This window comes from Nocardioides sp. (assembly GCF_047607365.1).
Classification (GTDB): domain Bacteria; phylum Actinomycetota; class Actinomycetes; order Propionibacteriales; family Nocardioidaceae; genus Nocardioides.
In genome coordinates this window covers 16,520-40,081 of sequence record NZ_JASGDD010000028.1, presented here as the reverse complement: position 1 = coordinate 40,081, position 23,562 = coordinate 16,520, and the positions used below count along the sequence as shown (strand labels likewise).

Below are 23,562 nucleotides of genomic sequence, written 5' to 3'. Positions count from 1 at the left end.
AGGCACGCATCGACGCAATGGAGAGAGACAGATGAACGTTCGCAGTGGTGTGTTTCGCAGGGTCGCGGGCTCGGCCGCACTCGTGCTGGCCGCCTCGGCCGCCCTCGCGGCCTGTGGTGGCTCCGAGAGCTCCGGAGAGTCCGACGGCGGTGCGTCGGCATCCACAGATCCGATCGTGATCGGCGCCTATGGCCCGCTCACGGGTCCCGCAGCGTCCCTGAAGGTCCTCTACGACGCCATCGGCGCCTACTACGACGACCTCAACGCCAAGGGCGGCATCGACGGGCACCCGGTCACGTTCGTGACCGAGGACGACCAGCTCAACCCGGCCCAGACCCCGGCAGCGGCACGCACGCTGGTCGAGCGCGACAAGGTCTCGATGATCTGCGGCCCGGCCGGCTCGCCGACCACCGTCGCGGTCAAGCCCTACCTCGAGGCGCACGACATCGGCATCGTGCCCGCCGCCGGCTCCGACGAGCTGATCGGCAAGACGTCGTTCCTCCAGGTGCCGACGTACACCCCGCTCGCGGCAGACCTGGTGAAGTACGCCGTCGAGGACCTCCACGCCACGAAGATCGCCATCGCCTACACCGACGACTCGGTCGGTCAGCCCACGCTCGCCGGTGCCACCGGGGAGCTCGAGGAGCTCGGCTTGGAGCCGGTGGCGACGGTGAGCTTCAACGGCACGGCCCCCGACCAGTCGGCGCTGGTGGCCAAGCTCAAGCAGTCCGGCGCTGACTTCGTGGTCGTCAACAACACCGCCCCGGTCATCTCCCAGGTCTTCAAGGCCGCCGCCAAGATCGGCTACGAGCCGACCTGGGGCGCCGCCTGGCCGGCGCTCACCAAGACCCTCTTCGACCTCAGCGGCGGGGCGCTCGACAGCGGCAACATCGTCTTCTCCTCGCCCTTCCTGCTCGGCGACGCCCCCGAGGCCAAGGACTTCCAGGACGTGCTGACGAAGTACGCCCCCGACGTGGACCAGACCGACACGATCGCCATGCTCGGCTGGACCAGCGCCAGCGTCTGCACCGAGGTGCTCCGCCGCGCGGTCGAGGCCGCCGACGGCGGGGTGCCGACCAGCAAGGAGATCGTGGCAGCGATGCCCGGCACCACGGTCGACAACGGCTACGTCAACGGCCTGTCCTGGAGCGCGGATCAGCACAGCGGCCAGCGACAGGCCCGCATCATCGGCGTCAAGGACGGGCAGTTCGTCGCCCTGACCGACCTGCGCGAGCTGCCCGACGTCGCAGCCGGGAAGTGAGCGGCCGGCGATGTTCCTCCTCGAGTCCAGCCTGATCTCGGGCGTGATCAGCGGCTTCATCTACGCCCTCGCCGGCATCGCGCTGATCGTCATCTATCGAGTCTCCGGCTACGTCAGCTTCGCCCAGGGGGACATTGCCGCGCTCGCGCTCTACGCCGGCTACTGGCTGCACAGCGGCGGGCTGCCCTATCTGCTGGTCGCCCTCGGCGTCGTCGTCGCCGGCGCGGTCATCGGCGGTGTGGTCGGCTCGCTGGTCGTCGTGCCGCTGGAGCGGTTCGGCATCCTGGTCGCCGCCATCTCGACCATCGGCGTGAGCGTGATGATCCAAGGTGGCGAGAACCTGCTGTTCGGCGCCGATGCCCGGTCGTTCCCCTCGGCGGGTCAGGCGACGGCGTTCTCCATCGGGCCGGTCGGGGTCTCGCGTGCGGACGCGCTGTCGCTGGTCGTGTGCGTTGCGGTCGTCGCGGCGCTCTCGGTCGCCTTCCGTCGTACCCGTGCAGGGGTGGCGATGCGCGCGGTGCACGGCAATGCGGACGCGGCGATGGTCCTGGGCCTCGACGCCAAGCGGCTCAAGCGGGTCAGCTGGATGGTCGCCGGCGGGCTGGCCGGTCTCTGCGGCCTCTTCATCGCGCCGATCTATGCGCTGACCCCGACCAGCGTCAACAGCATCCTGGTGTTCGGCTTCGCGGCGTTGGTCATCGGCGGGTTCGACAGTCTCTACGGCGCGGTGATCTCGGGGGTCCTCATCGGCTTCATCACGAACCTGACCGCGGCCTACATCAGTCCCAACCTGGTGACGGCTCTGCTCTTCGTGGCTCTGGTCGTCATCCTGATCCTGAGGCCGCACGGCTTGTTCGGGCGAGCCCCGGTCGTACGGGTCTGACGACGTGATGGAGATGACGGACAAGGCGACTCCGCCACCCGCGCGCGTGCGCCCGAGCCTGCGGGCATCCCTCGAATCGGGCCGCGGCCGACTGCTGCCGGTGCGCGTCGCCGCCGTCGCGGCCGTGGCGCTGCTGGTCCTGCTCGCCGGTGCGGTCGGCGACTCCGCGCTGCGCTACTCGCTGGTGATCGGCACGATCTACGCCGTCGCGGTGCTCGGCAACAACGCCATCAACGGCACGCTGGGGGAGATCAACCTGGCCGCAGGTGCCTCGATGGCGGTCGGCGCCTATGCGATGGCCTGGGGCCTCAACCACGACCTCGGCCTGATCGGCTCGCTGCTCCTGGTCCTGCTCGCCAGTACGGCGATCGGGGTGCTGCTGGCCATCCCCACCGTGCGACTGCAGGGGATCTTCACCGCGCTGGCGACCTTCGCGCTCGCCTATGCGATCCCCGACGTGGCCATCGCGCTCTCCGAGGTGACCGGCGGGGACGCCGGCACGGCGGTGCCGCCGGTGCAGGTCGGCTCGGTCCTCCTCGACGGATCGTCGATGACGATGCTCGTCGTGGTCAGCGCGGTCTTCGTGATCGCCGGCGGGCTGACACTGGCCGGCCTGGCCGGACCGGTCGGCCGGCTCCTGTTCGTGGTCGGTGAGTCGCCTGCAGCGGCCCGTGTCTTCGGCGTTCGGGTCACCATCGTCAAGGTGGCGGTCTGGACCTGGGCGACCGTCCTCGGCGCTGTCGCCGGGGCGATGTACGCGATCACCGTCGGCTACCTGAACCCGACCATCTTCGTGCTGTTCCTCTCCATCTCCCTCTTCGTGGCGGGCCTGGTCGGCGGTGCCCGCAACGTCGCGGGAGCCTGGATCGGCGGCCTGCTGGTGGGCACCCTGCCGCCCAACATCCAGAGCTTCCTGCCCGCCTCCTCCTCGGGCGTGGTCTTCGGAGGGGTGCTCCTGGTCGCGCTCCTGGTCGGATCGGGCGGCCTGGGGGGCCTGCCTGACCGGCTCGTCACCGCGGTCGCGGAGAGGAGAGGCCGATGAGCGAGGAGCTGTTGGTGGGCCGAGGCCTCACCATGCGGTTCGGCGGCGTCGCCGCCGTGGACAAGGTCGACATCTCGCTCGCGCCGGGCGACCACCTCGGTCTGATCGGGCCCAACGGCTCGGGGAAGACGACGCTCCTCAACGTCATCTCGGGGGTCTACCTGGCTCACGAGGGCACCCTCGAGCTGCGCGGTCAGAGCATCGTGCGTCGCGGTGCGGGGCAGCGGGCCCGCAGCGGCATCGTCCGCACCTTCCAGCACCCCCAGCTGGCGCCGTCGCTGACGCTCATGGAGAACGTGCTGCTCGGCGAGCGGCTGGGTCGTCGCCGGCACCGTCGCGGGTCAGGGCCGAGAGCCCGCTTCGGCCAGCGCAGCCGCGAGCTGCTCGACATGTTCGGTTGCGCCGACTTCCAGCACGAGCTCCCCGGAGCCGCCCCGTACGGCGCCGGCAAGCTCGCGGAGGTGGCTCGCGCCGCTGCGGCCGCTCCGTCGCTGCTCCTGCTCGACGAGCCGGCGGCCGGCCTCAGCTCCGAGGAGCGGGGCGAGCTCGTGACGGCGCTCGGCGCCTTCCGTGCCGCCCATCCCGAGACCGCGGTCTGCCTCGTCGAGCACGATGTCCCGCTGGTCTCGGCCGTCTGCGACCGGCTGCTGGTGCTGAACGCCGGCCAACCGCTGAGCGAGGGAGTCCCCGACGTCGTCCTCAGCGACCCGAGGGTCCGCGACGCGTATCTCGGACCACGTCACGAGTCACCGGCGTCGGTCGGCCGACACGAGGAGCAGATCTGATGCTGAGGCTCACGAGCCTGTCGGCGGGCTATACGCCGAGCGCGTCCGTGCTGACCGATATCACCTTCGGCGTCGAAGCCGGTGTAGCGGTCGGGCTGATCGGTCGCAACGGCGCCGGGAAGACGTGCCTGGCCCGCACCGTCCACGGCCTGCTGCGCGCGCACGCGGGGACGGTCGAGCTCGACGGCCGGTCGCTGGACGGGCTCTCGCCGCGCCAGCGGGTGCGTGCCGGCCTTGCCCTGGTGCCGGAGGGCCGGCTCGTCTTCGCCGACCTGACCGTCAGGGAGAACCTCGAGATGGCCGCCTATGGTGCCGGTCGACCGCTCGACGACGCTGCCCTCGAACGCGTCTTCGCCATGTTCCCCACGCTGCACAGGAAGTCAGATCATCACGCCGGGGCGATGAGCGGCGGGGAGCAGCAGTGGCTCGCCCTGGGGCGCGCCTTGGTGCAAGCGCCGCGAGTGATCGTGCTGGACGAGCCCTCCCTGGGCCTTTCGCCGGTCGCGATCGCCGGACTTGCCCAGTCGCTGAGCGAGATCCGCGACAGTGGCGTCGCGATCGTGCTGATGGAGCAGAATCCGCACCTCCTCGAGGTGCTCTGCCAGCGGGTCCTGTTGCTGGACCGTGGGCGGGTCGTCTCCGAGCTCGACATGGCCGGCTCCGGCGCCGGCCTCATCGCGCGGGCCTATCTCGGCAACGGCTGAGCCGGCTGGGCGTCAGGGTCCCAGGTCGGCGGACCCATGGGCTTGAAATTTAATCTATTATCGAATCAGAATATGACGTCGATCACATTCGGTGACTCGTCGGTCGAAAGGGAGCGTCGATGCTGAGCACCGTCGTGCGCACGGGAGAAGTCCTCGAGCTGTTCACTCGCGACCGCCCGGAGTGGGGCGTCAGCGAGATCGCCGCGGCACTGGGCGTGCCGAAGTCCAACGCCTACGAGGTGGTGTCGAGCCTGGCGGCGATCGACCTGCTGCGCCGGACCGGGCGGTCGCGCTACCGGCTGGGCTGGCGGATCCTGATGATGGCCAGCGGTCTCGTCGACGCCGACCTGCTGCGGCGCCACGCTCCGGGCATCCTGAACACGATCTCCCACGAGACGGGGGAGACCACGCACCTGGCGATCTGGGACGGCCACCGACTCGTCTTCATCGCGCGGGTGCTCGCCGACGGCGGGGTCAATCAGTCCCACGCCCAGCCGGGCAGCCCCATCGAGGCGCACTGCACCGCCTCCGGGAAGGTGCTCCTCGCCGACATGCCGTGGACGGAGGTCGCGAAGCGGGTGCTCGGCCGAAGCGGGAAGCTGCAACGTCGGACGGTCAACTCCATCGGCGACCTCGGCAGCCTCGCCGACCAGCTGCGCGATGTCCGAGGTGGCACGGTTGCGCTCAACCGCGAGGAGGCGGATCTCGGGATCGGGGGCTTCGCGGTGCCGGTCTACGGCCCCGACCGCCACGCCATCGCAGCCCTCAGCGTGTCGATGCCGGTCGAGCGGCTCGGTGAGTTCGAGAAGCGGCACTACCGGTTCCTGACCCGGATGGGCGCCACCCTCAGCGCCACCCTGGCCGAGAGCCTGCAAGCCGACTCCGAGGCCACCCGCGAGATGGTCGGCGCCTGACGCGAGGGGCCCCGGCCCCTCGCGTCAGGCCGAGGCCCGGTACCGGTACGACGGACTACGGGTCACGGCGAACTCGAAGACCCCCGTCCCCGCCTCGTCGCCGATACGGAAGGCGGCCGGCCGGTCGGTGAGCGGCATGTCCAGGTTGCGCGGCGTGACGGTGCCGTCGAGCGGAAAGTCGTCGTGCTCCAGGGCATTCGTCCCGTGGTGCTGACCATGCCACCCGCCGTACCCGCCTCCGGACAGGAAGCCGCCGCCGGCCGAGCCGTCGACGTGGAGGGTGAAGGCGTCGCCGGAGGCGGTCCGGATCGCCAGCTCGCCGCTGGTGAGGTCGAGGCCGTCGTCGAAGGAGAGTGTGTGTCGCACGTCCGTGATCGGGTCGGCGCTGCCGTCCGTCCACAGCACGGCGCCGTCGAGGAGGCGGCGCTGATAGGCGCGGTCCTCGTCCATGATGAACGCGACGGAGCGGTCCGCGAACTGCGCCTGCACCCACAGGTGCAGACCCTGGCCGCCGGCGACCACGCGCACGCCGCGGGAGCGGTCGCGCTGGCCGAGCCACGTCGAGGCGTCGACCTCAGTGCCGTCGACGACGATGCGGCCGGAGTAGCTGCCGGACTGGAAGAAGTGACTGAAGTCGGAGCGGCCGCCGCGGCCGTTGTCGACCACGATGTCCTCGGTGCGCCATGGCGAGGTCCGGGCGGTCCAGGTGACGTCGAGCTCGACGCCGAGGGGATTGGCGCCCAGTCGCAGCGACCAGGTGCTGAGCGGCTCGGCCGTCGACCACGCCAGTGGCCCGACGCCGGTGACCGGGCCGGGCGCCGTGGTGGAGAAGCGCAGGTTGGACTGCAGCTTCTCTCGCACCACGATCACGTAGCCGTCGGTGAGTCCGCGACCGGGATAGACCCCGGCGCCCACCATGATCAGGGGAGTGGGCGCCGAGGCCGGATGGAGGTTGAAGTAGAACCGGTCGAAGAAGTCCGGCCCCGCGCCGGCCGGCAGGCCGGTGACCAGCTCGTCCTCGCTGGATGTGAGCAGTCGCATCGGTGCGCCTCTTTTCAGGTCGTGGCAGTACCCCGAACGTAGGGAGCGTGGCGGCCGCCCGGCCAACCTCGTGCGGATATGTCGGCCGGCCCGGTCCGGGTCAGGCGCCGCCGAGCTCGACGTCCGGTGCCGGCTGGAAGTCCGACGCCGTGGCGAAGCCGTCGCCCTTGGGGGAGACGATCTGAGGATCAGTCGGCGAGCGCGCCGTCGGTCGGGGAGGGGAACGGCGTCGGGAAGACCACCGTGCCTGTCAGTGCATCGCCACCGAGGTCGAGGACCTGCGGATGGCCGGCAACCGGCGTCCGAGGATCTCGCACGTGTCTTGTCGGGCCCGATCCGCCGGTGTTCGTCTGGTGGGCGCACCAGCTCGCCGGCAGGGAGGTCACACCGTGGACATGGGCACGATCGTCCGGAAGTCAGGACGGATGTACCGCGACAACGTCGCGGTGTCGTTCGCCGGCCGCCGGCAGACGTACGGCGAGGTGCTGGATCGCGCGGCCCGGCTGGCCAATGGGCTGGCAGCCCTCGGCGTCAGCGTCCAGGACCGAGTCGCCGTGCTGTCGGACAACGTCTTCGAGACCGTCGAGATCGCGGCGGCGTGCGCCTTGGGCAACACCCCGATCGCGACGCTCTACACCTACTACACGATCGACACGAACGTGTACCTGCTGGAGAAGATCGGCGCCACGGCGCTCATCGTCGACCCCCGCCACCTCCCCCTGATCGAGCCGCGGCTGTCGAGCCTGCCCGACCTCAAGGCCGTCCTGGTGCTCGGGGAGAAGGAGCATCCCGGCCTCCTGCGATACGACGACCTGGTCGCTACCGCCGATTCCACCGTTCCGGAGATCGAGGCGCGACCGGACGACGCTCACATCATCAGATTCTCCAGTGGCACCACGGGGCGGCCCAAGGGCATCTACTACAACGTCCGCGACTGGCTCGCCTACAACTCCGAGTGGCGCTGGATGACGCCCCAGCTCAGCGAGCTCGACACCTACCTCGCCGCCACCTCACTGGCCCACCTCAGCGTCGCCTACCTCTGGGGGATGCTGGCGGTCGGCGCCACGCTGGCGCCGATGCCGGTCTTCGATGCGGCCGAGTTCGGGCGCCTGGTCGAGGAGGAGCGCGCGACGTACGCCGCCATGGTCCCCACGATGATCCAGAAGGTCCTCGGTGACCCGTCGGCTGTCACGCGCGACTACTCCTCGCTGCGCTGCATCACCTATGCCGGCGCCCCGATCTCCGAGCAGACCATGCGTGGCGCGATCCGGCTGTTCGGTCCCGTGCTCCATCAGATGTACGCACAGAGCGAGGTCGCGCCCGTCACGATGCTGCTGCCGCACGAGCACGAGCTGAGCGACTCCGACCGTGCGCGACGGCTGCTGCGCTCGGCGGGTCGGCCCTCGCCGAACGTCGTGCTGACCATCGTCGACGACGAGGGCAGGCCGCTCCCGACCGGCCAGGTCGGTGAGGTCGCCGCCCGGTCGCCGGGCGCCATGAGCGGCCTGTGGGGCGACCCGGAGACCTACGCCACGCGGGTGCTGCCCGACGGCAGCGTGCTGACCCGCGACATGGGCTACGTCGACGAGGAGGGCTTCCTGTATCTCGCCGACCGCAAGGACGACATGATCATCTCCGGCGGCTACAACGTCTGGCCGCTCGAGATCGAGGAGGCCCTGGTCTCCCACCCCGGCGTGGCGCAGGCCTGCGTGGTCGGCGTGCCTCACGACGTGTGGGGGGAGACGCCGCTCGCCTTCGTGGTGCGAACCGACGACGTGGCCGGCGAGCAGGTCGACGAGGGCGAGCTGATCGCGTTGACCCGGGACAGGCTGGGGAAGGTGAAGCGGATCGCCGCGGTGCGGTTCGTGACCGAGCTGCCGGTCTCCGGCGCCGGCAAGGTTCAGCGAGCGGTGCTGCGCAAGCCGTTCTGGGAGGGCCGGGAGAGCCTCGTCGGAGGGTCCTGACGGCTGGTCCGCGCTCGGCGGGACCCTGCCCCGCCCAGGGTGAGGGTCCTGGTCGCTTCAGGCCGAGAGGGCGCTGCGGACGAACGCCTGGGCGTTGGCGACGACCTTGTCGACCGACCCTCGCTTCGGGTTCCACCACTCCGCGGTCCAGTTGAGCGAGCCGAAGACGAGCATCTGGGCGATGAACGGGTCGAGGTCCGAGCGCACCGCCCCGTCGGCGATCGCGGTCTTGAAGAGGCGACGCCAGATCTCGCCGTACTTGTTCTCCTCGGCGAGCTGGCGCTTGCGGATCTCCTCGGGCACCTGCCCGGCGTTGCGGATCGACGCGGTCGTGTAGTCGGAGATCTCCAGCTCGTGCCGGAGGTGCGCCTCGACGGCTGCGAGGATCCGGTCCATCGCCGGAAGCCCGTCGGGGAGCGCGTCGAGGACCTTGGTCAGGTGCGCCCGCATGTCGGCGATGCCCACCCACATGACCTCCTCGATGAGGTCCTCGCGCGACGGGAAGTAGTAGTAGATCGCCGGGGCCTGCAGCTCCGCGACCTTGGCGACGTCGCTGAGCCGCATGCCGGAGTAGCCCTTCTGGCTCAGCACCTGCGCCGCCGCGTCGAGGATTCGCGCACGCGTGCGCTCGGACTTGGACTGTGCGGCCCCCGCTGCGACCGACGTCTGCTCCTCCGGGGTCTTCAGGTTGCGCGCCATGGCCCGGATTCTAATGAACCTTCAGACGCATGGCTGTCGGCGCACCGGCTCAGCGGCTCATCGGCCGAGTCCGCCGCGAGCCACCAGCTGCGAGGCGATCACGTTGCGCTGGATCTCGTTGGTGCCCTCGCCCACGATCATGAGGGGGGCGTCGCGGAGGTAGCGCTCGACGTCGTACTCCGTCGAGTAGCCGTAGCCGCCGTGGATGCGGACCGCGTCGAGGGCGATCTCCATCGCCACCTCCGAGGCGTAGAGCTTGGCCATGCCCGCCTCCATGTCGACGCGTACGCCGGCGTCGAAGCGCTCGGCGGCGTGGAGCACCAGCTGACGAGCCGCGGTGAGCTTGGTGGCCATCTCGGCGAGGTAGCTGCCGATCTGCTGGTGCTTCCAGATCGGCTGGCCGAAGCTGGCCCGCTGCTGGGCGTAGGACAGCGCGTCGTCGAAGGCTGCCTGCGCGACGCCGAGCGCGCGCGAGGCGACCTGGATGCGGCCGGTCTCGAGCCCCTTCATCATCTGGCCGAAGCCCCGGCCCGGCTCACCGCCGAGGATCGAGGTGAGTGGGGTCCGGTAGCCCTCGAAGGAGAGCTCGCACGCCTCGACGCCCTTGTAGCCGAGCTTCGGCAGGTCGCGGGAGACCGTGAGGCCGGGGCCGTGCTCGACGAGGACGACGGAGATCCCCTTGTGCTTCGGCTCCGCCGCCGGGTCGGTCTTGCACAGCAGCGCGATCAGCTGGGAGCGGCGCGCGTTGCTGATCCAGGTCTTGGCGCCGTTGACGACGAGCTCGTCGCCGTCCACCCTGGCGTTGGTCGTCATCGCCTGGAGGTCGGAGCCGCCGCCGGGCTCGGTGAGCGCCATGGTGGCCCGGATCTCCCCGGTCGCCATCTTCGGCAGGTAGCGATCCTTCTGCTCCTCGGTGCCGAAGGCGACGAGGAGCTTGGCGACGACGGTGTGGCCGCCCATGGCCCCGGCGAGGCTCATCCAGCCGCGAGCCAGCTCGGTGGTGACCTCGACGTAGCAGGGCATCGAGACCTGGACCTCGCCATAGGGCTCGGGGATCGCCAGGCCGTAGATCCCCAGCTCCTTCATCTGCTCGATCAGCTTCTCGGGGTACTCGTTGCGGTGCTCGAGATCCTGCACCACCGGCCTGACCTCGTGGTCGACCCAGTCGCGGACGGTCGCGACGATCTCCTTCTCCTCGGAGCTGAGCACCGGCGTCCCCTTCGTCGTTCGCGTTGCGGTCTTTCTGACTCTAACATAGATTAAAAAACATGTTCTGCGAGTCCACGGGCCGCCGGTCCGTCCTGTGCGTGCCGGGCGACGACCCCCGCATGATCGAGAAGGCCCTGGCGTCCGGCGCCGACGAGGTCGTGATCGACTTCGAGGACGCGGTCGCCGCGGACCGGAAGGTCCGGGCCCGCGAGTCGCTCGGCGCCGTCGCCTGGCCCGACGACCTGCCCCGTGTCGCCGTCCGGATCAACGCCCCGCGAACGCCGTGGAGCCACGGTGACGTCATCGCGGTCGCGGAGTCCGGAGCCCCGATCGGCACGCTCGTCCTGCCCAAGGCGGAGTCCCGCGCGGACGTGGGCTTCGTCGAGCGCCTTCTCGACGGTCTCGGCGCGAGCGGGGTCGGCATCCAGGCGCTGGTCGAGACGGCTGCCGGGCTCACCGGCCTCGCGGACCTGACCTCCGCGCGGGAGCGGCTCACCTCGCTCATCATCGGGTACGCCGATCTCGCCGCCTCCCTCGGCAGGCCGTCGGCCTCCGACTGGCGCTGGGCCCAGGAGACGCTGCTCGCCCACGGGCGCGCGGCCGGCCTCGAGCTGGTCGACGGACCCTGGCTGGGCGTCCAGGTCGACGACGCCTTCACCGCGGCCGTCACCGCCGCCGCCTCGATCGGCTTCGACGCCAAGTGGGTGATCCACCCGCGGCAGGTCGCCATCGTCAACGCGCTCATGGCGCCGGCTGCCGCCGACGTCGAGCGCGCACGCCAGGTCCTCGCCGCCATCACCGACGCGCAGGCAAGCGGCGTCGGGGCGATCCGGCTCGGGTCGGAGCTGGTCGACGAGGCGATGGCCGTGGCGGCACGCCGGGTGCTGGCGAAGGCGAGCCGCTGATGACCACCGTGCGCGCCGAAGGGCCCTGCTTCGACGAGCTCGAGGTGGGCCAGGTGTTCGACGCGGCGCCCGAGCACACCCTGACCGAGGGCCGGCAGGCGGTGCACCAGTCGATCGTGGGGGACCGGCTCCGACTGCCGCTGAGCGACGCCCTGGCGGTCCGGGTGGCCGGGGCGCCGCTCGCCCATCCGGCCCTCGCCTGGGACGTCGCGATCGGCCAGTCGACCGTGGCGACCCACCACGTCAAGGCCAACCTCTTCTACCGCGACCTGGTCTTCCACCGCCTGCCACGGCTGGGCGACACCCTGCGCACCACGACGACGGTGGTCGGCCTGCGGGAGAACCAGCGCCGTGAGGGCCGTACGCCGACCGGCCTGGCCGCACTGCGGATGCGGACCGTGGACCAGGAGGGCCGGACGGTGCTCGACTTCCACCGCTGCGCGATGCTGCCGCTGCGCGGAGCGGATCCGACCGGGCGTCGCGACGACCTCGACCGGATCGGCGGCTCCACCACCGCGTGGACCCGCGCCCTGGAGGGTCTCGATCTCGGCGCCCTCCCGCGGGGGCGTCCTCTCGCGGCGGGGGAGACGATCGAGGTGGTCGGCGGCGACGTGGTCACCAGCGGGCCGGAGCTGGCCCGGCTGACCCTCAACGTCGCCAGCGTCCACCACGATGCGGTGGCGGCCGGTGGCGGCCGGCTCGTCTACGGCGGGCACACCATCGGCATCGCGCTGTCGCAGGCCGTCCGCGCCCTCCCCGATCTCGTCACCGTCCTCGGTTGGCACGGATGCGACCACGTCGGACCCGTGCGCGAGGGCGACACCCTCCGCAGCACGGTGCGGATCGAGAGGGCCGACCCGGGGCCCGACGGCCGGCAGCTCGTCCACCTGCGGTCGGTCGTCACGTCCGACGAGGGCGGCGGGCCGGTCCTCGACTGGCGGTTCGTGGCGCTCGCCTAGTGCCCGGGTGAAAATGCCGGAACCGGTACGTAACCCAACTTAGGTTTCTCCGTTACTCTCTCTGTGAAGTGACGGAGATCACGTCTGATCTGCGTTTTGAATTCAGAGTAAAAATTGGGTGGGTGAGGGAATGAGCTCGGTCGGCACGTCGGTGGCCAAGCCCATGCGCGCGCTGGGGGAGGTCCTGGCCATGGCGCTCGATGCCTTCGTCATCCTGTGCACCAAGCCGTTCTCGTGGCGCGAGGCCGTGCAGCAGGCGTGGTTCATCATCCGGGTCTCGCTGATCCCCACGCTGCTGGTGATGCTCGGCTTCACCCTGCTGGTCATCTTCGAGATCAACCTGCTGCTGCAGGACATCGGCGCGGCCGACCTGTCCGGGGCGGTCTCCGGTCTCGCGTCGGTCCAGCAGATCGGCCCCTTCGTCACCGTGGTCGTCGTCGCCGGTGCGGGCGGGACGGCGATCTGCGCCGACCTGGGCGCCCGCACGATCCGCGAGGAGATCGCCGCCATGCAGGTGCTCGGGATCGACCCGATCCAGCGGCTCGTGGTGCCCCGGATCGTGGCGGCCGTGGTGGTCTCGCTCTTCCTCAACGTGCTGATCTGCGCAGGCGGCCTCGTGGGCGGCTACTTCTTCAGCGTCTACCTCCAGGGCGTCACGCCGGGGTCGTACATCGCGACGATCCCGCTCTTCACCGGCAACGCCGAGTATGCGATCAGCATGCTCAAGGCCCTGATCTTCGGCCTCATCGCCGCCATCATCGCCTGCTACCGCGGACTGAACGTGGCCGGCGGCTCCAAGGGGGTCGGCGACGCGGTCAACCAGGCCGTCGTGATCACGGTCGCCGTGCTCGTGCCGGTGAGTCTCACCATCAGCCTGATCCAGTTCGCCGTCCTGTGAGGTGTCCATGACCAGTGCCTCTGCTCCGCCGCGCCGCCTCACCGGATGGGCGCGCCGGCCGCTCGCCGCCCTCGACGAGGTCGGCGACCAGGGCCTCTTCTACCTCCGGGTGATGCGGGGCATCCTGCGGGCGCTGCGACGCCACCCCGGCGAGGTGCTGCGCCTGACCGCCGAGCTCGGCGCCGGCACCGGCGCCCTGGCGCTGATCGGCGGCTCGGTGGTCATCGTCGCCTCGATCACCTTCTTCGCCGGAGCGGTCTCCGCGGCCCAGGGCTTCGAGTCCTCCTCCAACATCGGCGTCGGATCGCTGAGCCCCATCCTGGCCGCCTTCTTCACCTCGAGGCTCTCCACGCCGCTGCTGGCGGGGGTCGCGCTCTCGGTGACGCTCGGCGCGGCCACGACCTCCCAGATCGGCGCCATGCGGATCAGCGAGGAGATCGACGCGATCGAGGTGATGGGGATCCCGTCGCTGCCCTATCTCGCTACGACGCGATGCCTGGCCGCCTCGATCGTCATCACGCCGCTCTACATCTTCGCGACGCTGGCCGGCTTCATCGCCGACTACTTCTTCCTGGTCGCGTTCTACGGCGTCGGCGCCGGCAACTTCCGGCACTACTTCTTCCTCTACCTGAGCCCGCTGGACATCATCTTCTCCTACATCCAGGTGGTGGCGATGGCCATCGTCGTGATGCTCATCCACACCTACTTCGGCTACACCGCCTCCGGTGGCCCCGCGGGCGTGGGCGAGGCCGTCGGGCGCTCGGTGCGCTCCTCCCTCAGCGCGGTCATGATCGTCAACCTCCTGATCGGCATGGCGATCTACTCCAACTTCAACACCTTCCACCTGGCAGGCTGAGATGCGCGCTTCTCGTCTGGCGGTGCGCCTTGCCGGAATCGGCCTGATCCTCTCGATCGCCGCCGCCGTCTGCCTCACCGCGGCGTTCTACACCCACGCCTTCTCCTCCGACGCCACCGTCTCGGTCGAGACCTCCCGCTCCGGGCTCATCATGGCGGCCGGCAACAAGGTCAAGATGCGGGGCGTCGAGATCGGCCGGGTCGACTCGGTCGAGCGTGACGGCGACCATGTCCGGCTCCAGCTCGCCATCCGGCGGGATCAGCTCTCCCAGATCCCGGCGAACGTGCTCGCGGACATCCGCGCCACCACCGTCTTCGGAGCGAAGTACGTCGCGCTCAGCTCGCCCGCGCAGCCCGACACCGCCCGGCTGGCCCCGGGCGCCGTGATCGACGCCCGCTCGGTCACCACCGAGGTGCAGACCGTCTTCGGCAGCCTCTACAAGCTGCTCACCGCGGTCGACGTCACCAACCTCAACCAGACCCTCACTGTGCTCGCTCGCAGCCTCGAGGGGCGTGGCGACGAGATCGCCGACGCCGCCCGCAAGGCGGACGACTACCTCACCCGGCTCGAGCCCGAGCTCCCCGAGCTGCGGCGCTCCCTGGTCGAGTTCGCTCGCACCTCGGGGCTCTTGGAGCAGGTCTCCCCGGACCTGCTCGCGATCTTGAAGAACGCGACCGTCACCGCGACCACCGTGGTGACCAAGAAGCAGGCGATCGCCCGAGTCCTCACCGACCTCGCCCTCTTCGGCGACAGCGGCACCGCCCTGATCAAGGACGACGGCAGCGCCCTGACCACCTTCATCACGAGCCTGCGCCTGCCGGCGGGCACCCTGCGGGCCTACAGCAGTGAGCTCCCCTGCTTCATCCAGGGAGCCGAGCAGGTCCACCAGACCATGACCAAGACCTTCGGCGAGGTCGACTCCGGTCTGCGGGCCGAGCTGTCGGTCCGCGGCGGCCTCCAGCCGTACACCTATCCGAAGGACCTCCCCGGGGTCGGGGCGGACGGGTCCGCCGGGTGCCACGGCCTGCCGAGCGTCCCGCTCAGCCAGATCCCGATCACCGACGTGGCGGGGAACCAGGAATGAGGGTCCGCTCCGAGCTGATCAAGCTCTCCCTCTTCGGCGTCGTCGGCCTGATCGTCGCGACGCTGCTCTTCCTCACCCTCGGCCGGACCCAGGTGATCCCGTCCACCTCCTACACCGCGCTGATGGCGAACGTCAGCGGACTGGAGAAGGGTGACGTCGTCCGAATCGCCGGCGTGCGGGTGGGCCAGGTGGACGGCGTACGGCTGACCGGCGGCAATGTGGTGAAGGTCGAGTTCCACGCCGACTCCCAGCGGCGCCTCACCGACCAGACCCAGGTCCATGTGAGATACGAGAACCTCCTCGGCGACCGCTATCTGGACCTCACCCAGCCCGAGGGGGTCGGGCGCCGGCTTCACCCGGGGGAGGTCATCCCCACCACGCGCACGGAGCCCGCGCTCGACCTGGACGTTCTGCTCAACGGGTTCCGCCCGCTCTTCCGCGGTCTCCAGCCGGACCAGGTGAACGGCCTCGCCACCAACCTGATCCGCACCCTCCAGGGCCAGGGCGGCACCGTGCAGTCGCTGTTGTCGCAGGTCGGCAGCCTCACCGGCGACCTGGCCGACGACGACAAGGAGATCGGCGACCTGATCACCAACATGAACGCGCTCCTCGGCACGATCAACGGCCACGACGACCAGCTCAGCCAGACCATCGTCCAGTTCCGCACGCTGGTCTCCAAGCTCAGCAAGGACCGTGACCCGGTCGCGCAGTCCGTCACCCAGATCGACACCCTCACCGGCCGGCTGACCAGCCTCTTCACCCAGATCCGCGGCCCGTTCCACTCGACCGTGATCGCGGTCAACGACCTGGCGAAGATCCTCGACACCAACGAGAAGACGCTGCGAAAGGTGCTGGCACAGCTGCCCGCCGCCTACCGGCTCCTGGACCGGGTGGGCTCGCACGGCAACTTCTTCAACTTCTACCTCTGCTCGGTCCAGGTGGAGATCACTGGGCCGAACGGCAAGCCCATCAAGACCCCGGTGGTCCGCTCCCAGGTGAAGCGGTGCAACTGATGCAGGTGAAGATGTTCCGCGAGCGGAACCCCGTCATGCTCGGCCTGGTCGTCGTGGCCGCCCTGCTGCTTCTGGTGGTGGTGGTCTTCCGGGTCAACGCCCTGGTCAGCATCTTCGGCCGGCACTACCACGCCGAGATCTCCGAGGCCGCGGGGCTGAAGCCGGGCGACGCGGTCCGGCTCTCCGGGATCAAGGTCGGCCGGGTCAACGCGGTGAAGCTCGGCAAGCCGGGCGGCGGCGTCGTGGTCGACTTCAGCGTCACGAACGACGATGCCCACCTCGGATCGGCGACCGAGGCGAGCGTCAGCGTCGAGACCGTCCTCGGCGACAAGGCGCTGGTGCTCGACTCCCAGGGCGCCGGGACGCTCGCCACGGGCTCGACGATCCCGTTGGCGCGCACCCACGCGCCGTACGACGTCAACGACGCCCTCACCGACCTGACCCAGGAGACCGGGGCGATCGACACGGTGACGCTGGCCAAGGCGCTCACCACGCTCTCGGGCACTCTGACGGCGGCGGCCCCCGACGTCGCGGCGGCCTTCGACGGCGTGGCCCGGCTCTCGGCGACGATCAGCTCCCGTGACGCCGACCTGCGCAGCCTGCTGAGCGAGGCCGACCAGTTCACCGGGGTCCTCGCCGCTCGCAGCGGGGACCTGACCACGCTGATCGCCGACGGCAACAAGCTCCTGGCGGTGCTCTCCGCCCGCCGGGACGAGATCCGCTCGCTCCTGGTCAACGTCACCTCCATGATGAAGCAGATCCGCGGGCTGATCTCCGACAACAAGGACGTGCTCCAGCCGACCCTGGACCGGCTCAACCAGGTCGTCGACGTGCTGCGGGACAACAAGGCGAATCTGGACGCGGCGATGAAGGGACTCGCCGTCTACGCCACCGGGCTCGGCGAGGTCGTCTCGAGCGGCCCGTTCTTCACCGCCTATCTCCAGAACCTCCTCCCGGGGAACCTCGTGCCGCCTGCGATCGACCTCAGCGGCCTCGACCTGACCGGTCTCCTCGGCGGCACCTCGAAGGGAGCGAAATGATGACCGCGGCGACCGAGCGCGTGCTCGACCTGGTCCGGAGGATGGGTCGCCGGACCCTCGCCGTCGTGGTGGCGGTCGCCCTCCTGCTCGGGGCGATGATGGTCTGGCATCGCTCGGGGCGGACGACGATCGACGCCTACTTCTCGCGCACCGACGGGATCTACGCCGGCGACGAGGTGCGAGTGCTGGGGATCCCGGTCGGGAGGATCGACTCGATCACCCCGATGGGCTCCTCGAAGGTCCGCGTCCGGATGACCGTCGACCGCGGCGTCCAGATCCCGTCCGGGGCCAAGGCCGCGATCGTGGCGCCCTCCCTGATCAGCAGCCGCTACGTGCAGCTCACGCCGCGCTACGCCGGTGGTGCGACCCTGCACGACGGGGCGACGATTCCGCTGAGTCGCACCGCGGTGCCGGTGGAGTGGGACACCATCAAGGACCAGCTCGACGAGACCGTGGTCGCGCTCGGGCCGAACGGCGCCAACAAGGACGGTGCCGTCAACGACCTGGTGACCAGCACGGCGGACACCCTCAAGGGGAACAGCGCCACGATCAACGGATCGATCCAGAGCCTCGCGGCCGCGATCAGGACCCTGGACGCCGGCGGGGACGACCTCTTCTCCACGATCAGGAACCTCCAGGTCTTCGTCTCGGCACTGCGTGGCTCCGACGACCAGATCACCGCCTTCGCGGCCCGGCTCGACGAGGTCTCCGGGGCGCTCGACGGGGACGGGAAGGCGCTCCGGAGCGCGCTCCACCAGCTCGGCGAGGCGGTCGGCGAGATCGAGACCTTCGTCAAGAAGAACCGGAGCGCGGTCAACACCACCGTGAGCGGCCTGGCCGACGTCACCGCCACGGTGGCGGCCCGGCAGGCCGAGATGGCCCAGTTCCTCCACGTCGCGCCGAACGCGCTGGCCAACCTGAACAAGGCCTATCACCAGCGACAGAACGCGGTCGCGGTCGACCTCATGGCCGCCAACATCCACTCGCCCGGCCAGTTGATCTGCGGTGCCATCGCCGGCGTCGCCGACGGCGCCCTCTCGGCCGGGCAAAGCGCCGGGCAGCTCTGCTCGTCGCTGATCGGGGACCTCCTGGACCAAGTCGGCGACAGCCCGGCGTCGCAGCAGCTCTTCGAAGCGCTCCTCCTGCTCCTCTCCGGAGGCACGTCGTGAGCCGCCGGTTCGCGATCGCGGCGGTGAGGACGCTGACGGTCGTGGTCAGCGGCGGCCTCCTCCTCTCCGGCTGCCGTTTCGAGGGCATCCAGGAGGTCTCCCTGCCCGGTGGCGCGGGCACGGGGAAGGACGCCATCCACATCACCGTCGAGCTCCCCGACGTCGGCACCCTCACCACGAACGCCCAGGTCAAGGTCGGCGACGTGGCGGTCGGCACCGTGACCGGGATGAGGGTCGTCGGCTGGCATGCCGAGGCCGACCTGAGCGTCGGCCCCGACGCCGGCCTGCCGGACAGGATCGACGCCGCGGTCGGCGTGAACAGCCTGCTCGGGTCGGCGTACGTCGAGCTCAGCCCCGCCGCCGACGCGACCCCGGGGAGCCACCTGGCCGATCACGCCACGATCTCCTTGGACCACGGGACGGCGTACCCCGCGACCGAGCAGGTCCTCTCCGCGGCCTCGATCGCGCTCAACGGCGGCGGCCTGGAGCAGCTCGGCACGATCACCACCGAGCTCAACCGGGCGCTCGGGGGCCAGGGAGGCGCGGTGCGGGACCTGCTGCCGCGGCTCGACTCGTTCATCACCACCCTGAACGAGCAGCGGGGGGACATCAAGGCGACGATCCGGTCGCTGAACCGTGCCGCGAAGGCCTACAACGCCGGAAGCGGCACGATCACCGCATCACTGGACGAGCTCGGCCCGGCGCTGGAGACGCTGTCGGCCCAGGAGCCGTCGATCGTGAAGGCGCTGGCCTCGCTGGACGGTCTGGGCAAGGTGGCCATCCCGTTGCTGGACGACGTGCAGGCCGACCTCGTGCAGGACCTGCGCGACCTCGCCCCGACCGTCCGGGCACTCGCCGACTCCGGACCCGACCTGGTGAACGGCCTCGGCTTCCTGCTCACCTTCCCGTTCTCGCCGGACGTCGTCACCAAGGCCTGCGCGGCGGACTACTGCAACCTCTTCCTGACCGTCGACCTCACCAACGGCAGCATCGTCAACGGCCTCACCGACTCGTCGGGGAACGTCTCGATCCCCGCGGTCGGCTTCCTCAACGGGATCAGCCTTCCCCTGGTCGGGAGCCTGTTGAGCTCGCTCCTCGGCGGTGGCTCGTCGAGCACCGGGCTCCCCGGGCTGAACGTCATCCAGGGGCTCGCCGGGGGAGGCGCGACGACCAAGGGCACCAGCGGCTCGTCGGGCTCGTCGGGCTCGTCCTCGTCGAGTGGCTCGAGCTCGTCCGGATCGTCCACCAGCGGTGTGCTCGGTGGCCTCGTCAGCGGCCTTCTCGGGGGGACGAAGTGAGAACCACTGCTCTGGTGCGACGACAGCTCGCGGTCATGTCGGTCGCGGCGGCGATCTGCACCGTCGTCCTCGCCCTGACCTTCATGCGACTCCCCGAGGCGCTGGGCATCCACCGCTATCTCGTCAAGGCCGACTTCCCGGTCGGCGCCGGGCTGTACAAGGGCGCGCAGGTCACCTATCTCGGCACGCCGGTCGGACTGGTCTCCGGGATGGAGCTGAAGGGCGACGGCGTCCAGGTCACGCTCAAGCTGAAGCGAGGGACCGACATCCCCGCCGACGTCGTCGCCCGGGCGCACAGCCGGTCCGCGGTCGGCGAGCAGTACGTCGACCTCGTCCCTCCCGCGGACGCGTCCAGCAGGCTGTTGGCCGCCGGCCAGACCATCCCGCGGGAGCGGACCACCGTGCCGGTCGAGATCGGCCCCCTCCTCGACGACGCCTACACCACGGTGAGCAGCATCGACGGGGCGACGCTGAACCAGGCGCTCGGCGAGACCAGCGCCGTCCTCGACGGCCGCACCAACGACATCCAGACCATCCTGGACTCCGGCTCGCACCTGCTCGACACCGCTGACGCGAACGTCGAGCCGACGGCCACGCTCCTCCACGACGCCCCGGCGCTGCTGTCCACGGTCAACGGCTCGGCGGGCCACATCCGCTCGCTCAGCTCTCACCTGGCGTCGGTGACCGCGCAGCTGGCGGCCAGCGACAAGGAGCTGCGGACGTTTCTGAACCGGGGGCCGGCGGCCGGCGAGGAGGTCACCGGCCTGCTCGACGACCTGAGGACCGGGCTCCCCCCGCTGCTGGGACCGACCAACGTCATCCTGGGCGTGCTGGACACCTACGACGCCCACCTCGCCGGCATCCTCGCGCAGTACCCCCGCTCACTGGCGACGGTGCAGTCGGTGACCAAGACCAGCGGAGACGACTACGAGCTGCGCCTGACGCTCGCCAACGCGGACAGCCCCGCCGAGTGCACGCAGGGGTTCCTCCCGGTCAACCAGTGGAAGGGCCCGTTCGAGCAGGCCCCCGAGACCACCCCGCTGGTCTACTGCCAAGCCGCCCGCAACGACCCGCGGGGCGTGAAGGGAGCCCGCAACGTCCCATGCCCGAACGCGCCGACCGTTCGCACGGGCCTCGCCACCGACTGTCTGGCGCGCAAGAAGTGAACCCCCTCCCCGACAACGAAGGACACCTGTGATGACTGTGACCGAACGGCCCGTGCTGGCCGCCTCCGCCGATGCCACCCTTCGGACGGACTTCATGTTCCTGCGGATCGGGCTCGGAGCGGTCGGTGCGTACTGCCTGCTCGGGCTCGGCGGCTTCGCCGTCTTCGCCGGCTTCTGGCCCCCGCCCGCGGAGAAGCTCGACCCGGCCGGGATCTACGGCTACTTCCTCGACCACGAGGTCAGGCTCCGGATCGGGATGGTGATGATGGCGGCCTGCGGCCCGTTCTACTTCGTCTGGTCCGCCGTCCTCTCCAAGATCATCGGCCGGATCGAGGGGCCCCTCGGCATCCTGTCGACGGTCGAGCTGCTCGGCGGCCTGCTGACCGGGCTGGTCACCTTCGTTCCCCCCGTCATCTGGATCACCGCCGCCTTCCGGATCGAGCACCGCTCGCCGGAGACCGTCTCGACGTTCTACGACTTCGGCTGGATGTTCTTCGACCTCACCTTCGTCTGCTCGGTCCTGCAGAGCGTGGCGCTGGGGATCGCGATCCTGCGGGACAGGCGCGAGGTCCCGCTCTTCCCGGCATGGGTCGCCTGGGTCGCGTTCCTGACCAGTGCCACCTACGTTCCGCTGACCTGTATGCCCTTCTTCCGCAGCGGGCCCTTCGCCTGGAACGGCCTGATCTGCTTCTGGGCCGTCTTCGTGATGTTCTTCGTCCTGATCGTCGTGGTGACGCCGTACGCGTTCAAGGCGGTGGGCCGCATCGAGGCGGAGGTGCGTGCGGGCGCGGACGCGTGAGCGCTCCGGAGAGCACGCCCGCGGTGCCGCGAAGGATGCCCGGCATCGACGGGTTCTGGGTCTTCATCGGGGGCGACCTCGGCATCTTCACCCTGCTCTTCTTCGCGTTCCTCTCGGCGCGTGCCGGTGACGTCGCCGGGTTCGACCACGCCCGCCAGGAGCTCGAGATCGACCGCGGGGCGATCAACACCTTCGTCCTGCTGACCAGCTCCTGGTGCGTCGCCCAGGGACTCGAGCGGGCGCGGCGGAATCGCCCGGAGGCCACCCGCTGGGTCGCCGGGGCGCTCGCGCTCGGCGTGCTCTTCATCGCGGGCAAGGCGTGGGAGTACGCCCTCGCCTTCCGGCACGACCACCTGCCCTCCGAGAGCGACTTCTTCACCTACTACTTCGTCCTGACCGGGATCCATCTCGCCCACGTCACGGTCGGCTGTGTCCTGATGGCCGTCACCTGCCTGCTGTGGCGCCGACGCGGTCCACGGGCGACCCGTGGCGCCGAGTCCATCGCCTGCTACTGGCACCTGGTGGACTTCCTCTGGATCGTGATCTTCCCGTTGATCTACCTGCTGAGGTGACCTGATGGCCGCGCTCCTCCCCCTCCTGCGGCGACCGACGACGGTGTGGATCGTCCTGATGCTCGCCACCGTGGTCACCGCGTTCGTGCTGGCGCGCGACGGCGTCTCCGAGCGCGCGGCGCTGATCGGGACGTTCCTGATCGCCGCCTGGAAGGTCCGACTGGTGATGCTCGACTTCATGGAGCTCCGCGAGGCGCCACGCCTCGGGCGGCTGGTCTTCGAGGCCTGGGCCGTCGCCGTTCCGGTCGCGATCGTCGTCGTGACGCTCGGTCAGTCGTCGTGACGGCTCGGACCGTGTGGCGCCGGCTGCGAGCGCGGATCCCCGGGCGCGGTCGTGTCGCCGCGCTGCTCGCCGGGCTCGTCGTCGTCGCGCTGCTCGCGCTCGCGGTGCTGCAAGGCATGGCGTGGCGAGCCGAGCGGGCAGACCGGGCGGCAGAGCGCGCGGCGACGGCGCAGGCGCGCCGCGCCGCCGTGGCGCTCACCTCGATCAGCGCGAGCAGCTTCGATCGCGACGCCGAGCGGCTCCTCGCCCTGGGGACCGCCGCCTTCAGGGCGCGGTTCGAGGCGACCGAGACGTCGTACCGGCAGGTCTATGCCACCCAGCAGGTGGCCTCGGCCGGGCGGGTCGGGCAGGTCGCGCTCGCCGGCATCGGTCGCCGCACCGCGACGGTCCTCGTGACCGTCTCCGGCAGGGTCGCGACGGGTGAGGAGGAGGTCACCCGGAATCTGAGGCTGCGGGTCGACCTCCGGTGGAAGGGGGACCGGTGGCTGGTCAGCTCCATGGCCTTCGGCTGAGCCGTGGGCGGGTCGCGCTCGCGGTCGTCGTCGTCCTCCTGGTCGGCCTGAACGTCGTGCTGCTCGGGCTCCGTCACCGCGCGGGCGGCGGCGAGCACGCGCGTGCCCAGGTCCTGGCTGCCGCTCGTGCCGCGGTCCCGGCGATGCTGAGCTACGAGTACGACGACTTCGACTCCTATCGCGCCACCGCTCTCGCCCAGACCACCGGACCCTTTCGCCGCAGCTTCGAGCGGACCCTGGATGCCGATGTCGAGCCCGCGGCGACCAAGGACCGGCTCTCCGTCGAGGTGGTCGTCACCTCGGCGGGCGTCGTCCGGGCGAGCCGTGATCGCGCCACCGTGCTCGTCTTCCTCACCCGGGCCCTGACGAAGGAGGGCGAGGAGGGCTCCACGCCTGCCGAAGGATCGCTCGTGCTCGACCTGCGGTCGGTCGCCGGGCACTGGCGGGTGTCCGCCCTGGCCGTCGGCGCGGATTCGCCTGCCGAGTGAGGCCTTGCTAGGCTGCCC

General features: G+C 70.3%; 25 protein-coding genes. 22 read left to right on the top strand and 3 right to left on the bottom strand.

The window, feature by feature from the left end; translation table 11 throughout:
• The first annotated feature begins 49 nt into the window (after positions 1–49).
• The 6 genes from QM572_RS02550 (at position 50) to QM572_RS02525 (ending at position 5,589) form a co-directional block, all read left to right on the top strand.
• On the top strand, positions 50–1,261 hold the full coding sequence (locus tag QM572_RS02550; RefSeq protein ID WP_415089700.1) for an ABC transporter substrate-binding protein: 1,212 nt from the start codon (positions 50–52) through the stop codon (positions 1,259–1,261).
• 10 nt (positions 1,262–1,271) lie between these two features.
• Entirely contained in the window at positions 1,272–2,144 is an 873-nt protein-coding gene (locus QM572_RS02545; protein WP_415089698.1) for a branched-chain amino acid ABC transporter permease, read from the top strand.
• 13 nt (positions 2,145–2,157) lie between these two features.
• Complete coding sequence (locus tag QM572_RS02540) at positions 2,158–3,186, top strand: branched-chain amino acid ABC transporter permease (protein WP_415089696.1); 1,029 nt, start codon at positions 2,158–2,160, stop codon at positions 3,184–3,186.
• A complete protein-coding gene (locus QM572_RS02535; protein WP_415089693.1) occupies positions 3,183–3,971 on the top strand; it encodes an ABC transporter ATP-binding protein in 789 nt (262 codons plus the stop codon). Before QM572_RS02540 ends, QM572_RS02535 begins: the two co-directional genes overlap by 4 nt.
• Positions 3,971–4,675 (top strand): ABC transporter ATP-binding protein, encoded by a 705-nt coding sequence (locus tag QM572_RS02530; RefSeq protein ID WP_415089691.1) that lies wholly within the window; start codon positions 3,971–3,973, stop codon positions 4,673–4,675. The genes QM572_RS02535 and QM572_RS02530 overlap by 1 nt, the downstream gene beginning before the upstream one ends.
• A 119-nt stretch (positions 4,676–4,794) precedes the next feature.
• Positions 4,795–5,589, top strand: coding sequence for an IclR family transcriptional regulator (locus QM572_RS02525; protein WP_415089689.1), 795 nt, complete (start codon positions 4,795–4,797; stop codon positions 5,587–5,589).
• 24 nt (positions 5,590–5,613) lie between these two features.
• On the opposite strand, the gene QM572_RS02520 is transcribed toward QM572_RS02525, so the two are convergent.
• Positions 5,614–6,630 (bottom strand): hypothetical protein, encoded by a 1,017-nt coding sequence (locus QM572_RS02520; RefSeq protein WP_415089687.1) that lies wholly within the window; start codon positions 6,628–6,630, stop codon positions 5,614–5,616.
• Between the two features lie 395 nt (positions 6,631–7,025).
• Between QM572_RS02520 and QM572_RS02515 the strand changes: the two genes are divergently transcribed.
• Positions 7,026–8,594, top strand: coding sequence for a class I adenylate-forming enzyme family protein (locus QM572_RS02515; RefSeq protein WP_415089684.1), 1,569 nt, complete (start codon positions 7,026–7,028; stop codon positions 8,592–8,594).
• A 57-nt stretch (positions 8,595–8,651) separates the two neighbouring features.
• On the opposite strand, the gene QM572_RS02510 is transcribed toward QM572_RS02515, so the two are convergent.
• Positions 8,652–9,293, bottom strand: coding sequence for a TetR/AcrR family transcriptional regulator (locus tag QM572_RS02510; RefSeq protein ID WP_415089682.1), 642 nt, complete (start codon positions 9,291–9,293; stop codon positions 8,652–8,654).
• A 57-nt stretch (positions 9,294–9,350) separates the two neighbouring features.
• Positions 9,351–10,502: an acyl-CoA dehydrogenase family protein gene (locus QM572_RS02505; RefSeq protein WP_415089680.1), complete on the bottom strand. Its 1,152-nt coding sequence runs from the start codon at positions 10,500–10,502 to the stop codon at positions 9,351–9,353.
• A gap of 59 nt (positions 10,503–10,561) precedes the next feature.
• On the opposite strand from QM572_RS02505, the gene QM572_RS02500 reads away from it, so the two are divergent.
• The 15 genes from QM572_RS02500 (at position 10,562) to QM572_RS02430 (ending at position 23,544) form a co-directional block, all read left to right on the top strand.
• A complete protein-coding gene (locus tag QM572_RS02500) occupies positions 10,562–11,407 on the top strand; it encodes an HpcH/HpaI aldolase/citrate lyase family protein (protein ID WP_415089678.1) in 846 nt (281 codons plus the stop codon).
• Positions 11,407–12,366, top strand: a complete 960-nt coding sequence (locus QM572_RS02495; protein ID WP_415089676.1) for a MaoC family dehydratase — start codon at positions 11,407–11,409, stop codon at positions 12,364–12,366. The genes QM572_RS02500 and QM572_RS02495 overlap by 1 nt, the downstream gene beginning before the upstream one ends.
• 118 nt (positions 12,367–12,484) lie before the next feature.
• The gene (locus QM572_RS02490) at positions 12,485–13,264 is read left to right on the top strand and encodes an MlaE family ABC transporter permease (RefSeq protein ID WP_415089674.1); all 780 of its coding nucleotides are present in this window, start codon (positions 12,485–12,487) and stop codon (positions 13,262–13,264) included.
• 7 nt (positions 13,265–13,271) lie between these two features.
• Positions 13,272–14,120, top strand: coding sequence for an MlaE family ABC transporter permease (locus tag QM572_RS02485; RefSeq protein ID WP_415089672.1), 849 nt, complete (start codon positions 13,272–13,274; stop codon positions 14,118–14,120).
• Positions 14,121–14,142: 22 nt separating this feature from the next.
• Entirely contained in the window at positions 14,143–15,204 is a 1,062-nt protein-coding gene (locus QM572_RS02480) for an MCE family protein (RefSeq protein ID WP_415089670.1), read from the top strand.
• The gene (locus QM572_RS02475) at positions 15,201–16,217 is read left to right on the top strand and encodes an MCE family protein (protein WP_415089668.1); all 1,017 of its coding nucleotides are present in this window, start codon (positions 15,201–15,203) and stop codon (positions 16,215–16,217) included. Before QM572_RS02480 ends, QM572_RS02475 begins: the two co-directional genes overlap by 4 nt.
• Positions 16,217–17,257, top strand: coding sequence for an MCE family protein (locus tag QM572_RS02470; protein ID WP_415089666.1), 1,041 nt, complete (start codon positions 16,217–16,219; stop codon positions 17,255–17,257). The genes QM572_RS02475 and QM572_RS02470 overlap by 1 nt, the downstream gene beginning before the upstream one ends.
• Positions 17,257–18,426: an MCE family protein gene (locus QM572_RS02465; protein WP_415089663.1), complete on the top strand. Its 1,170-nt coding sequence runs from the start codon at positions 17,257–17,259 to the stop codon at positions 18,424–18,426. The genes QM572_RS02470 and QM572_RS02465 overlap by 1 nt, the downstream gene beginning before the upstream one ends.
• On the top strand, positions 18,423–19,724 hold the full coding sequence (locus tag QM572_RS02460; RefSeq protein WP_415089660.1) for an MCE family protein: 1,302 nt from the start codon (positions 18,423–18,425) through the stop codon (positions 19,722–19,724). The genes QM572_RS02465 and QM572_RS02460 overlap by 4 nt, the downstream gene beginning before the upstream one ends.
• Complete coding sequence (locus tag QM572_RS02455) at positions 19,721–20,890, top strand: MCE family protein (protein ID WP_415089658.1); 1,170 nt, start codon at positions 19,721–19,723, stop codon at positions 20,888–20,890. Before QM572_RS02460 ends, QM572_RS02455 begins: the two co-directional genes overlap by 4 nt.
• A gap of 31 nt (positions 20,891–20,921) precedes the next feature.
• Positions 20,922–21,689, top strand: a complete 768-nt coding sequence (locus QM572_RS02450) for a hypothetical protein (RefSeq protein WP_415089656.1) — start codon at positions 20,922–20,924, stop codon at positions 21,687–21,689.
• Positions 21,686–22,261: a cytochrome c oxidase subunit 3 gene (locus QM572_RS02445; RefSeq protein ID WP_415089654.1), complete on the top strand. Its 576-nt coding sequence runs from the start codon at positions 21,686–21,688 to the stop codon at positions 22,259–22,261. Before QM572_RS02450 ends, QM572_RS02445 begins: the two co-directional genes overlap by 4 nt.
• A gap of 4 nt (positions 22,262–22,265) precedes the next feature.
• Positions 22,266–22,544: a cytochrome C oxidase subunit IV family protein gene (locus QM572_RS02440; RefSeq protein ID WP_415089652.1), complete on the top strand. Its 279-nt coding sequence runs from the start codon at positions 22,266–22,268 to the stop codon at positions 22,542–22,544.
• The gene (locus QM572_RS02435; RefSeq protein ID WP_415089650.1) at positions 22,541–23,056 is read left to right on the top strand and encodes a hypothetical protein; all 516 of its coding nucleotides are present in this window, start codon (positions 22,541–22,543) and stop codon (positions 23,054–23,056) included. The genes QM572_RS02440 and QM572_RS02435 overlap by 4 nt, the downstream gene beginning before the upstream one ends.
• Complete coding sequence (locus QM572_RS02430) at positions 23,026–23,544, top strand: hypothetical protein (RefSeq protein WP_415089648.1); 519 nt, start codon at positions 23,026–23,028, stop codon at positions 23,542–23,544. Before QM572_RS02435 ends, QM572_RS02430 begins: the two co-directional genes overlap by 31 nt.
• Positions 23,545–23,562: the final 18 nt, after the last annotated feature.